The organism is Mesorhizobium sp. M0601, from assembly GCF_040320845.1.
Taxonomy (GTDB): domain Bacteria; phylum Pseudomonadota; class Alphaproteobacteria; order Rhizobiales; family Rhizobiaceae; genus Mesorhizobium.
In genome coordinates this window covers 20,263-31,405 of the sequence record NZ_JAMYQK010000055.1, presented here as the reverse complement: position 1 = coordinate 31,405, position 11,143 = coordinate 20,263, and the positions used below count along the sequence as shown (strand labels likewise).

The following is an 11,143-nucleotide window of genomic DNA, read 5'->3' as shown; positions in this document are numbered from 1 at the left end:
CCGTGCTCCTGAACACAGCGGTCGCCAAGGCGGCCGATCCGGTCGGCATGGCGCGTGCGTTCGGCAAGGCGGTCGACGCCGGTCGTGAAGCTTTCAGCTCGGGAATGCTCGAGCCGCGCGACGTCGCCGTGCCATCGACGCCGACCATCGGCAGGGCGGTTTTCTCATGAAGCTCGATCCCTTCTACCTGATCGTCGACAGCGCCGCCTGGATCGAACGGCTGGTGCCGCTTGGCGTCAGGCTGGTTCAGTTGCGCATCAAGGATAGGGACGAGACCACGCTGCGGACGGAAATCCGCCGCGCGAACGGCGTCTGCGCGGTCCATGGTTGCCAACTCATCGTCAACGACCATTGGCGCACGGCAATCGAGGAAGGCTGCGACTTCGTTCATCTCGGCCAGGAGGATTTGGCTGCGGCCGACCTGCTGGCGATTAAGTACGGCGGATTGAAGCTCGGACTTTCGACCCACGATCACACCGAACTGGAAATGGCGCTGGCGGCCGAGCCGGACTATGTGGCGCTGGGTCCTATTTATCCGACGAGCCTCAAGAAGATGAAATGGCGGCCGCAAGGGCTTGAACGGCTCAGCGAGTGGAAGCGCCGGATCGCACCGATCCCATTGGTCGCAATAGGCGGCCTCAACCCCGACCGGCTCGACGGTGTCTTCGAGGCTGGTGCGGACAGCGCGGCGGTGGTCACCGACATCACGTTGAATGCCGATCCCGAAGCGCGCACGCGGGAATGGATCGAAAAGACAAAGCCATGGCGCTGAGGCAGGAATCGCATGTACTTGTCGTCGGCGGATCGGACTCCAGTGGGGGTGCCGGAATCGCGCGCGATATCGAGACGCTCTCCTCCATGGGCGTGCGCAGCTGCCTTGCCGTCACTGCGGTGACGGTGCAAACACACGACATCGTCACGGACATCCTTCATCTGCAACCCGGTCTGGTGGCCGATCAGATGCGTGCAGCGCTGCAGGCCAACAAGCTGGCGGCCGTCAAGATCGGCATGCTCGCAACGGCTGAGATCGTCGCTGCGGTTGCCGCTGTGCTGCGCGAAAATCCGCGCATACCGGCAGTCCTCGATCCGGTGCTGGCTTCCACGTCAGGCCGAGCGCTTCTTGAAGCAAGCGCCATCCCCATCATGAAGCAGCATCTGATGCCACTTTGCCGTATCGTCACACCCAATCTCATCGAACTGGCGCTTCTTGCCGGACAACAACTGCTCGCCGCCGGGGTTCAGGCCCTGCTGATCAAAGGCGGCCACGGCTCAGGACCTCGCTCAACGGATGTTCTCGTTCGACCCAACCAAGAACCCGTGCGCCTTGACACTCGTCGGCTGGCAAGAACGATGCGCGGCACCGGCTGTGCCCTGGCCAGCGCGATAGCCGCGTATCTGGCGATCGGGGGATCGATTGAGGAAGCGGTGCGCCAGGCCAAGCTTCTGGTGTTCGAAAAGATTTGGAAACACCCCATATGAGAATCGGGCTCGCGATCGGTGGCCCCATTTTATCGCCGACGATTTCAGCCATCGGAGGATCATGTTCGCTGGCCGGTGCTTATGACAAAAGCATCTGATCCAGCGCTTTTGTGGCTCTGGTTTCGTCGATGGGTGAATGATCTTCGGTTCAGCAGACGATTAGCGGCGGGAGCCAAGCACCGCCAACCGCGTGGAATCTAGGATCATATTGCGCGAGCAAGAATCCCGTTGGCTCGGCTATCACCAAGGGGATCTTGGCGTCGGCGACTGTGCACACCTGACTAAATCTAGTTTGCGGCGATCATAGCCGCAAAACATCAAAAAATAAGAGCGAGTAAATTTTAGTAGACGGCTCATACCTCGAAGCAACGTTATCGTAACCGCCCGGCGCGCACACTGGTGCATACTTCGGTCGCGTCGCGCAAGCCACCTCGTCTGCTGGACTCCTCCACCATGGGGGACACGGAGGGTCTTATCCAAACAACTAATTTTATCAATCTACCAGGATGCCGCATAGTGGTGCCGGCGGAATGATCACCGTTTGGCAATGATGATCGTACTTCGGTTAGCCTTGTCAACGCGAGCCAATTTGCTGGGCGAGACAAGGGCCGCGCGAAGGAAGGAGCAAACAAATGCAGATTCTCGACGTCAACCAGATGGTCCAGTACTACCTAATATCGCTTGAGCTGGTTGTGATTTTTGCTACCGTTTGCGCGGCGCTGGAGCTAACCTTTCCGGCTTATCGATACAGTTTTGCCTCATATGTTGGCGGCGTGCGGAATTGGATTATTTGGCTCGGATGGGGTACATTTATCTGGCATCTATACTCTGCGAGCTTGGGCTGGCTAGGAATAAAGCCGCTCGTAACGATCAATTTCGGTGCTTTGCTTCACTCTGACAACGCAGTCATTAACACTGGATTGGCCGTCATTTCCGGGGTCTTAGTCGCGATTGCCGGCGACTTCTTTTACTACTGGATGCACCGCGCTCAGCATGCTGTTCCATTCCTCTGGCGCATGCACGCTACTCACCACTCGATCCGCGAATTGACGGCATGGAATTGCAATCATCACTTTTCCGAGCCACTCATTTATGCAGCGCTTGTATCACTACCACTCAAGCTGATCCATTTCGAATCTAGCGTAGTGCCCGCTGTTGCCATGACACTGATTACCTTTCAGGGACATCTTTCACACTCCAGCACCCGCATCAATCTTGGGCCGCTTCGATACATCATCGGGGACAATAAGTTCCACCGCATTCACCACTCGATGGAAACGCATCACCGGCACCGAAACTATGGATTCTTTACAACCATCTGGGACACGATTTTTCTAACGGCATACTGGCCAAAAAAGAATGAGTGGCCGAAAGTTGGCCTCCGAGGCCAGTCTGAGCCGCTCACCGTGCGCGACTCCGTGATGTTCCCATTCGATCGAGGTCGCTGGCGTAGAGCTAAAGTCGGAAGTGGTGTAGAGGCTGGGGATTGAACGAGGGGAGGTTTACGTTTCGAATCTGATTGTTGAGGTGGGCAAAACCATCAAAACAAGCGAGCCATACGGACAATAGGCACAGGCGCGACCGTCATTATCCCCCCAAGTCGCCGCGCAGGGGATTGATGATCTGAACCCCTACGAAATCTTTTTCGTTGTCCGTCACCACCACGCAGTCCTTCGCGCCGGCGACGGCCGCAATGATCATGTCGAGCCCACTGCGGGGGCGGCCGACCGCCTTCCCTGAGCCGCGCCAGACCAAACCCGGCTCTATTGTCGAAGGACAGGATACGACCGCAAACAGCGCTTGCGGCCCCTCTGGCCCGGCGAACCAGGCGTCAGGGCGTCTCGCTTCTTGCCTCGCGGCTTTTCCAAAATAGCCATATCGTTCGTATGTTCTCGTATTCGGTGGCGAACCCAATACTGAGGAATCCAGTTGAGGCCCTGCTCCGCTCGCGTCGTCACACCGTCGAAAGAAACGACCCAGGCGTGCAGTTATAAGGTATGTTGGTTGCAGAGAAACTCCGACCACCGCCACCGACATTCGCTGATGGTGGCCATCTGAATGGCAAATTCGTCTCGAATCTAAGCAGCACGATAATCCTGGTCCACAATGATCCTCAGTACCCCTCGGGCATTGTGGGTCACGTACAATCCAAGACCGATCAGGCACATACAGCAGGTTACCAACGGCTTACTTGATCGAAGTAGCATGATGAACTACCAGTTGCCGGCCTTGTCCCTGAAAAGTGCTGCGATTGGCTGGAAAACGGATTTGACTTAAGATCTCGGCTCTTCACAATGGGTAAGCAGTTATGGCTCGCCCTATCGGCATTGGCGCAAATAACTAATGACGTCAGTTTAGGAGAAGCAATGAAAGCTGGTCGTGTGGCAGGAATCCTCATGATTGTTGGTATAACGGTCATGAACGCCCCTGCAAGTGTTCTCTGCGCGGAGCGCGAAGTCTTGAAGATCACGGCAGCGCCGAAGGTATTAGAGGCTCTGCAAATTACTCCAGAAGCTAGCGCCAACCGGGTGGAGCATGTTGCTCCTAATGGCCATGTGATTAGCACCATCATGCGCAGCGATTGGCCGGACGAGGAGGAAGATGACGAAATTGGTCTCCAAGCAGTTCTGCCGGCTGCATGTACGCCGGTGCCGCGTGACAACGACGGCGAAACCTTCCGCGGGACGGTCAGGGAGGTCGCTAAGACTCGCATTGCGGAGGCGCCAATTGACGAGGATAATCTCACAGTCAAGTCGTATCAGGCTTCGCATCCGTCCGATGCTGAGATGCAAGCAAAATCGATCTCCAAGAAATGCGATGAATTTCGGGTGGACGCAGAAAACCGCAATGTAACAGCTGCAGCATATCTCGTTGCTGCGAAGAAGGAGGATGACAACGATTATCACTTCATCCTCCAGGACGAAGGTTGTAGGAAACCAGAGTGTCGTCTAACTGTTGAGATCACTGGGGTCCCACGACTGGGCGGTAGCAAGCAGAAACTCAAGGCTGCGCGTGAGTATTTCAAACAGCAGTGGCCACTTTATTCGGGCCATGACGAAGTGCCCGGGTCAGGGAACTATCTGCTTTTTGAGACACCGGTGCTGGTACGGGTCACAGGCTCAGCATTCTACGACAGTGATCACCCAGTAAATCCCAACTCCGGCACCGGGCCAGTCGGGCCCGACGGATTGAAACCGGGGTCCGCGTGGGAAATACATCCCGTGACGAGTTTCGAAATTGATCCTCGTACCGAGCTTTCCCTGTTCGCCCTGCTCAATCGTTCCTCCGCGGCCGATGACAAATAGGAAAGGCCGGCGTGACTGGGAGCAGAGGAAGTCTGCGCGCCTTCTAGGAGAGAATTTCAAATGGGCAAGCGGACCAGGGCAACTTTGCTCGAAATTCTCCTCCCGATTTCCGGTAAGCCACCTAACATTCCCTGCCAGCTAGCAAAGCCACAAAATCGCTTTCTTATGAAATGATTATCCAGTCACTTCGCAAGAAAGATCTCACGAGGCCGGCAGGTAAGAAGTATTCGAATCGAACTACCTCTCTTCGGCTCCAGCACAATTGTCTCGCCTTAGCGGCCGCCCCGCGTGCTGAACGGCGCGGGCTTGGATGATCGCCTGGGGGCCTGCCTTGGGCTTTGGCTCCGACAGGCGCCGCACCTCGCCCACCCTGCATGGGCAAGCGGAAGTAATCGCGATCAGGCGCGACACGGCCACGGCAGCGGCGATGGCGCTTACATGCGGCGCTGCGACGCTTGCACCAGCGATCTCGGCTGTGCCGCAGTCACCGACTTCGGTCTGAAGCCGCCGATAGGCGTGTGCGTCAGGGATTTCGTTCCCCTTGGCCGTGTCTGCTTGCCCTTCAAAATGCTTGTCGATCGGACGGGCGGCATCGAAGACGGTTACGCGGTAGCGATTGAAGTCGGATGCCTTGCGGCCAAGCCCGGCATCGACAATGCACTGAAAGCCGGTTTGCGCCATAAGCCTGCGCGCTGCGATCTTATCGACGCCGCAAAGTGCCACGTGCGGGTCATTGTCTTCAAGACGATCGCTCGCCAGAAGTCGGCGGTCGAGCCGCCGGACGTCGAAGCCCTTCGCTTCGACCCAGGCCGCGGCGACCTTGGTCTTGAGGTCGCCATAAGTTTCGGACCTGACGAGCACCGAGGTTGCCCAGTTCTCTTCGCTGACCTTGTCGCGATCCTGCAGCACCAGCGCGACGTCGGCCGGGTTCGCGTAGGGCAATGCAGACAATGCCCAGAGGAAGGCTTGACCGAGATTGCCAAGGCCGACCAGCCACAAAGCACCCGGCAGGTACACCTCAGTAAAAGCAGGCGGCTCGTCGCCAGGCACACTGGGCCAGAGGTCGACCTCTGTCGGAAATTCGACGGCGCGTCTCCGTGCTAAGTCAAACGCCGCACCGACGGCGAGCGCGCCACCGACGATGCCGCAAAGCGGGTTCTCACCGATGTCGCAAATGGTGCACTCGCCGGCCGTGCCGATCCCAGCACGCCAGCCGTTCCACCATGCCCTGACGGTGCGTGCTTCGGCCAGCTGCGACGCAGCGCCGATCTGGATCTGCTGCGCGGGCGGTCCCTCAAACGGGGACGCGCCGACCAACTCGGCCGCAGCCGCAAGTATTTGTGTGGGCAAAGGCAACGCGGAATTGAGCCGTTGATCTACGGCACCGACAAGGCGGACACCGCCGACAAAGGTGCGGCTACCCACGGATACAGCCGTCAACACCGCCGCATGCGCGGCCGGCGTCGTGGCATCGTCACAGACGACGATTTCGAGCGTAAGCCCGCGCAGGCGCACTTGCGCCTCATCGAAGGTTATGCCTTCACTATCGACGAGGATTTTGGAAAGCCGCGCGATTTGCCTGTCTAGCGCCATGGCCACCACCCGACATGTAGCGGCGACGGACTTTCGCGGCTGCGGTCGCGCCATCGCCTTGCGCCAAGATACTCATACACCCCGATGCCGCCCGGCATAGTGGCGCGCCCGGCGAAATGCGGCAGGATGATCGCGATGTGGCCGATTTCCGCCATGATAGGATTGGCTTTATCCGATGGGCTCTGACCGAAGCCAGCCGGATGAACGTGGACATCGGCGACGACTTCACGGCCGGTGTTGCGGCAATGAGTCCAGAGGGCGCCAAGCCGCCGCCCGTCGATTTCAACAATGCCGGTATCTAGCGCGTGCGGGTCGATGTCGTCGTAAAAGACGAACTCCTCGATCCGGCGTCTTCTGTCCTTCCCGCCCAGCAGGAACGCGCCACTTTCGCGCCGCCCGTGGGTCCGGCGGCGGAGTTCGGCGACACCGGCGGTCCAGGTCACCTGCTCACACAGGACTTCAGGCGGCGGGCCGAACAGGCTGCGAGCGAGCGTTGCTATTAAGGATGCCATGCAAATCCTCGAAGATGAAGGTCAACCGGCGCTCCGGGCGCCAGGAGAGGTGCGGGAATGTCTCGGCGTTGTTGCCATGCGGGCCGGTCATGCGGTCCCACGGCCGGTAGACGGTATCGGAGCCCCAGTGCTGAAAGGTCTTCAGCACGCGCGGTCCGCCCTGTGGCCGCGCGGCGGGAGACAGTGGGCTGTTCTGGGCATGATCCCAGATCCGCACCAACGGGGCCGCCGACGGAAAATTGGTGAGTTCGGCGTGAAACCCGTACTCGGTCGTTCGGCCATCCGGCTCAGTAGCACTGATGGCGAAGTCGAGGACCGGGAAGGCGAAGGCTATGATGCGCCAACGACCCGCGTCACAGCCACTAAGGAAGCCCGCTTCCTCAAGGTCGGCTGCGACGCGGCTGGCGTTCGGGTCGGCGATCACGTGCAGGCCCCGTTGGCGATGTCGCCACGGACCAAATCGAGAGCGATCTCGCGGTGAGGACCTACCAAGTGGCCGATATGCTCGGAGCCCGGCAGCTCTTCCTTCTGCCCGTGGCGGGTCAACTCGAACTCAGTGGCCATGCTCGGGTCGATCTTGAACACGTCGATCGCCCAGGCGACGACGGCTTCGACAGTCGCGCTACGCTTGAAACCGCGCTTCTCTTCGCGGGCCTGGTAGTAGACCGTCACCGCCACCTCGCCGGCGTGGTGGACATGATGGCGGCGCTTGTGCGGATAGTCGGCCTCGATCACCACCATCTCGGTCAGCGGCTCTTCGTCGCCCTCGCGCACCAGGATCAGCTCCTCGACTGAACAGCCACGCTCGGCAGCGATAATGTCGAGGATAACCGTCACCCGACCGCCAAGGTCGAGCTCAATTACCCGCTCTTCCCCGTGGCCGGCCTTCACCGGAATACCGACCTTGGACGCCGAGGCCCCATTGATCCGATTTTCATCAATAAGATGCGTCATTTGAACAGTCTCCTTGGGGCTCACTGACCCTTTCGTGATGAAGACCATTCCCCACCCGCTGGTTCATAAAATGGACATGTCTCGCTAGGACGTCAATGTTAATTTCGTATTTTTTTTTTACGTTTGTGATATACACACATGGTGTCAGCTTGACAAACACATCGGGCTCGCGGCAGTTTACGGAAATGTCAGACATGGAACTTTATCGCCGCCTTGGCCAAGCAGTTGCAAAGCGACGAGACGAGCTCGGCATGACCCAAGCGCGGGTTGCGGCGAAACTCGGCTTATCGCGGGCGTCGCTAGCCAATCTCGAAAGCGGCAGGCAGCGGATTATGGTGCACCAACTCTTTGCGCTAGTGCATGCGCTTAACCTGAAATCCATCCTTGAGCTGGTGCCCGAGACCTGGACTCCGGCAGAGCCGCTCCCCGAAATCAGGGTGGCTGGCGACACCGCATTGAGTCCACAGCAGCAATCTGCCGTCGAGAACCTTCTAGCCTCGGCCTTTGCTGAAGAACGCCTGAGAAAGCGCACGCCATGACCAGGACCGCCGACAAGAAAATGGCCAAGGAGGCCGCACGGCAATTGCTAACCCGGCACGGGGTAAAGTCTGCGCCCGTGCCCGTGGAACGGATCGCTAAAACGCTCGGTGTCCGGGTGGAATATGCACCGCTAGATGGCGAGCTATCAGGCCTCGCGCACGTGCGAGACGGTGTGCCGATCGTCGGCATCAACACGCTTCATGCGCCGAATCGCCAGCGTTTCACCCTCGCGCATGAATTGGCACATATTCAACTTCACCGGCCCGAACTTGAACACGCAGTCCATGTCGACCGGGGTTCGTTGCGGCGCGATGCCGTTACCGCAACCGGCACCGACCCAAACGAAATCGAAGCCAACACATTCGCCGCCGAATTGCTCATGCCGCGCGACCTTCTGCTGGCGATGCTCGATGGTCGATCCGTCGATCTCGAGGACGACGACGCAGTTGCCGCGCTGGCGAAGCGGTTTCGTGTGAGCGAGGCGGCGATGCGTTTCCGGCTCGGTTCCCTGGGAGATCCCGGGTGAGCTTTGTCCTCTACGACGTCGAGACGACGGGGCTGACGAAGCACTTCGACCAGATCGTGCATTTTGCGGGCGTTCGGACTGACGTCGACTTGAACATTATTGACCGCCTGCAACTACGCTGCCGCTTGATGCCACATATCGTTCCGTCGCCTGCGGCGTTGGACGTGACCGGCCTTGGAATCGATCAGCTCGCGAACCCGGCCCTTCCTTCGCATTTCGAGATGGTGACGGAAATCCGCCGGGTGCTTCAGTCTTGGTGCCCGGCGCTCTTCCTCGGTTTCAATTCCTTGTCCTTCGACGAGGAATTTTTGCGCCATGCTTTTTACCACTGCCTTCACGACGCCTACCTTACGAACACGCAAGGCAGTGCGCGCGCCGATGTGCTCGGCCTTTGCCGCCTGACGGCGGCCTTGCGGCCGGACGTCCTGCGGTCGGCGACGGACGAGAGTGGGCGACCCGTGTTCAAGCTAAAGCCGTTGGCCGAGGCGAACGGTCTGAAGGTGGCGTTGGCGCATGACGCGATGGCGGATGTACTCATCATGCACGCGCTGTGCCAGATTATTCGGACCCAGGCGCCAGAACTCTGGTCGCAGTTCATGCGCTTCAGTCAGAAGGCGAGCGTCGAGTCCTTCATCACAAATGAAGACGCGTTCCTCGTCTCCGAGACGGTCGGCAACCAGCATCGCGCGCGCATCGTCACCCGTATCGGGCAGCATAGCGAACAAGCGATCCGCCACTACTGCCTCGACCTCGCCGCCGATATCGAACAGCTCCAAGGGCTTTCGGATGACGAACTCATTCCAATCTGCAAATCGCAGCAGCGGCCGATTGTGACTGTGCGCACGAACGCCGCGCCGACCCTTTGGGCGCTATACGACGCGCTGCCCGAACACCTCGCTCCCTTTCACGAGGCGGAAGTGCTCGAGCGCGTCAACGCCCTTCGCGACGATCAGCCATTCCTGGAGAGACTTCGCCGGGTCGCGGAGGCGGCCGAAAAGGTGTACCCGCCCTCCCCGCACGTCGAAGAGCAGCTCTACCAAGGCGGATTTCCAACGCCACAGGACAAAGCGCGCATGGCGCAGTTTCACGCCGCGCCTTGGGAGCAGCGGGAGGGTGTGGCGCGCCAGTTTCAGGATCAGAGGTTTCGCCGACTGGCGCTACGATTGGTCTATTTCGAGCGGCCTGATCTCATGTCTGCCGATTTGCGCCGTGCTTGGCAGACCGAAGTGCACGATCGTCTGATGACCCCGATCGAGGCAGAGCCCCGATGGCGCTCAATTCCCGCCGCGCGCCGGGAAGCCGAACAGTTGATCGCCGATGGTCTCGAAGGCGAGCAGTTGATCCGCCAACGTCAGCTCCTAAACTATCTGGATGCTGAAGCCGAACGGATTGCGCTCGCTATGGCGGCTTGATCCACTCAAATCCGGGACTCTCATCCGACTGGGGCACCGTGCGGGTTGCCAAACACGCTGCGTGAACGTGTTATGCAAGCGCCTTCTCAAGATCCGACAACAGCTTTCCGTGCCGGTCCTCTGGCAGTTTCGCTAAATTGTCGATCTTCCAGCGCACCGCCGACAATTCCGCGGCTCCACGCACTCCGAACAAGTCCCAGTCAGGTTCACCGGCCTTGAAGGAGAGAAGGAAGCGGCGGTGCTCAACAGGCTCCGGTGAGGGGCGCGACAACGTAAGCGTATTCTGGCACGAGGCCCTGCACCTGCCCGACGAGGTCAGAATAGAGGCAGAGCTGCAGCACCGTTCCGCCCTTGGTTTCGCGGGCGAGCTTCGTGTCGACGACTTCATAGGACCAAACGCCGAGATCGCTTGGTGTCTCGAGGCGCCGGAGGATGTCGGCCCGTCCCGTGAAGGGCGGCGCGCGCAACGCGGCCTGCACGATGATCTGCGCTCCGGCGCGCATCGCCTCGATCGTGGCGGCCACTGAGCCGTCATCGATACCCTTGCCCTCGATGACCGCGACCGTAAGGCCGGACGCGCGCAGGTGATCGATATAGGCCGCTACGTGCGCAGCGCCGCGCTGCTGCAATATCTCGAGTAGCGGGTCCCACCTCTTCGGCTTCTCAAGCGCGCCGTCCGCCACCTGAAGGTCAAGCGCCGTCAGGTGGCCGCAGTTCAAGTGGCCGACCAGATCGGAGGCGCTCAACTGTAATTCGGAGCCGATTCTCTGCATAAACAAAGTCTACGCAGATTGGTGACGGCCGCCAATTCGGTTGATATCG

12 protein-coding genes and 2 pseudogenes are annotated in these 11,143 nt (G+C 59.5%); 8 read left to right on the top strand and 6 right to left on the bottom strand.

Annotation, left to right across the window (positions count from 1 at the left end; translation table 11 throughout):
- The 4 genes and pseudogenes from NKI41_RS30330 to NKI41_RS30315 all read left to right on the top strand — a co-directional run.
- Positions 1 to 170 (top strand): annotated as a pseudogene (locus tag NKI41_RS30330) (thiazole synthase); the annotation flags it as partial.
- Positions 167 to 772, top strand: a complete 606-nt coding sequence (locus tag NKI41_RS30325; RefSeq protein ID WP_352686461.1) for a thiamine phosphate synthase — start codon at positions 167 to 169, stop codon at positions 770 to 772. The pseudogene NKI41_RS30330 and the gene NKI41_RS30325, both read left to right, overlap by 4 nt.
- The gene (locus tag NKI41_RS30320) at positions 763 to 1,479 is read left to right on the top strand and encodes a hydroxymethylpyrimidine/phosphomethylpyrimidine kinase (RefSeq protein WP_352686464.1); all 717 of its coding nucleotides are present in this window, start codon (positions 763 to 765) and stop codon (positions 1,477 to 1,479) included. Before NKI41_RS30325 ends, NKI41_RS30320 begins: the two co-directional genes overlap by 10 nt.
- A gap of 632 nt (positions 1,480 to 2,111) precedes the next feature.
- On the top strand, positions 2,112 to 2,969 hold the full coding sequence (locus NKI41_RS30315) for a sterol desaturase family protein (protein WP_352686458.1): 858 nt from the start codon (positions 2,112 to 2,114) through the stop codon (positions 2,967 to 2,969).
- A 97-nt stretch (positions 2,970 to 3,066) separates the two neighbouring features.
- On the opposite strand, the pseudogene NKI41_RS30310 reads toward NKI41_RS30315, so the two are convergent.
- Positions 3,067 to 3,350, bottom strand: a pseudogene (locus NKI41_RS30310) (PIN domain-containing protein); the annotation flags it as partial.
- A gap of 495 nt (positions 3,351 to 3,845) precedes the next feature.
- Between NKI41_RS30310 and NKI41_RS30305 the strand changes: the two are divergent.
- A complete protein-coding gene (locus NKI41_RS30305) occupies positions 3,846 to 4,784 on the top strand; it encodes a hypothetical protein (protein ID WP_352686456.1) in 939 nt (312 codons plus the stop codon).
- Between the two features lie 237 nt (positions 4,785 to 5,021).
- Here the strand turns inward: NKI41_RS30305 and NKI41_RS30300 are convergent, their stop codons facing one another.
- The 4 genes from NKI41_RS30300 to NKI41_RS30285 are packed head-to-tail and all read right to left on the bottom strand — an operon-like array spanning position 5,022 to position 7,843.
- Complete coding sequence (locus tag NKI41_RS30300; RefSeq protein ID WP_502901260.1) at positions 5,022 to 6,377, bottom strand: BilD N-terminal domain-containing protein; 1,356 nt, start codon at positions 6,375 to 6,377, stop codon at positions 5,022 to 5,024.
- Positions 6,368 to 6,820 carry a hypothetical protein gene (locus NKI41_RS30295; protein WP_352517555.1) on the bottom strand — a complete coding sequence of 151 codons (453 nt, stop codon included), beginning with the start codon at positions 6,818 to 6,820 and terminating at the stop codon, positions 6,368 to 6,370. The genes NKI41_RS30300 and NKI41_RS30295 overlap by 10 nt, the downstream gene beginning before the upstream one ends.
- A 16-nt stretch (positions 6,821 to 6,836) precedes the next feature.
- Positions 6,837 to 7,313 (bottom strand): DUF7665 family protein, encoded by a 477-nt coding sequence (locus NKI41_RS30290; RefSeq protein ID WP_352517554.1) that lies wholly within the window; start codon positions 7,311 to 7,313, stop codon positions 6,837 to 6,839.
- Positions 7,310 to 7,843 carry a hypothetical protein gene (locus tag NKI41_RS30285; protein WP_352686450.1) on the bottom strand — a complete coding sequence of 178 codons (534 nt, stop codon included), beginning with the start codon at positions 7,841 to 7,843 and terminating at the stop codon, positions 7,310 to 7,312. Before NKI41_RS30285 ends, NKI41_RS30290 begins: the two co-directional genes overlap by 4 nt.
- Positions 7,844 to 8,037: 194 nt before the next feature.
- Between NKI41_RS30285 and NKI41_RS30280 the strand changes: the two genes are divergently transcribed.
- From NKI41_RS30280 to NKI41_RS30270, 3 genes are read left to right on the top strand one after another with little or no spacing between them, the layout of a single operon-like run.
- On the top strand, positions 8,038 to 8,382 hold the full coding sequence (locus NKI41_RS30280) for a helix-turn-helix domain-containing protein (RefSeq protein ID WP_352517552.1): 345 nt from the start codon (positions 8,038 to 8,040) through the stop codon (positions 8,380 to 8,382).
- Complete coding sequence (locus NKI41_RS30275) at positions 8,379 to 8,909, top strand: ImmA/IrrE family metallo-endopeptidase (protein WP_352517551.1); 531 nt, start codon at positions 8,379 to 8,381, stop codon at positions 8,907 to 8,909. The genes NKI41_RS30280 and NKI41_RS30275 overlap by 4 nt, the downstream gene beginning before the upstream one ends.
- A complete protein-coding gene (locus NKI41_RS30270) occupies positions 8,906 to 10,321 on the top strand; it encodes an exonuclease domain-containing protein (protein WP_352517550.1) in 1,416 nt (471 codons plus the stop codon). The genes NKI41_RS30275 and NKI41_RS30270 overlap by 4 nt, the downstream gene beginning before the upstream one ends.
- A 242-nt stretch (positions 10,322 to 10,563) precedes the next feature.
- Here the strand turns inward: NKI41_RS30270 and NKI41_RS30265 are convergent, their stop codons facing one another.
- Complete coding sequence (locus tag NKI41_RS30265; protein WP_352517549.1) at positions 10,564 to 11,067, bottom strand: hypothetical protein; 504 nt, start codon at positions 11,065 to 11,067, stop codon at positions 10,564 to 10,566.
- Positions 11,068 to 11,143: the final 76 nt, after the last annotated feature.

What these genes read in the sequence shown, in the direction of transcription:
- NKI41_RS30275 (WP_352517551.1), top strand. Translation starts at nt 8,379, where the DNA reads ATGACCAGGACCGCCGACAAGAAAATGGCCAAGGAGGCCGCACGGCAA.
- NKI41_RS30285 (WP_352686450.1), bottom strand. Translation starts at nt 7,843, where the DNA reads ATGACGCATCTTATTGATGAAAATCGGATCAATGGGGCCTCGGCGTCC.
- NKI41_RS30305 (WP_352686456.1), top strand. Translation starts at nt 3,846, where the DNA reads ATGAAAGCTGGTCGTGTGGCAGGAATCCTCATGATTGTTGGTATAACG.
- NKI41_RS30280 (WP_352517552.1), top strand. Translation starts at nt 8,038, where the DNA reads ATGGAACTTTATCGCCGCCTTGGCCAAGCAGTTGCAAAGCGACGAGAC.
- NKI41_RS30300 (WP_502901260.1), bottom strand. Translation starts at nt 6,377, where the DNA reads ATGGCGCTAGACAGGCAAATCGCGCGGCTTTCCAAAATCCTCGTCGAT.
- NKI41_RS30315 (WP_352686458.1), top strand. Translation starts at nt 2,112, where the DNA reads ATGCAGATTCTCGACGTCAACCAGATGGTCCAGTACTACCTAATATCG.
- NKI41_RS30320 (WP_352686464.1), top strand. Translation starts at nt 763, where the DNA reads ATGGCGCTGAGGCAGGAATCGCATGTACTTGTCGTCGGCGGATCGGAC.
- NKI41_RS30325 (WP_352686461.1), top strand. Translation starts at nt 167, where the DNA reads ATGAAGCTCGATCCCTTCTACCTGATCGTCGACAGCGCCGCCTGGATC.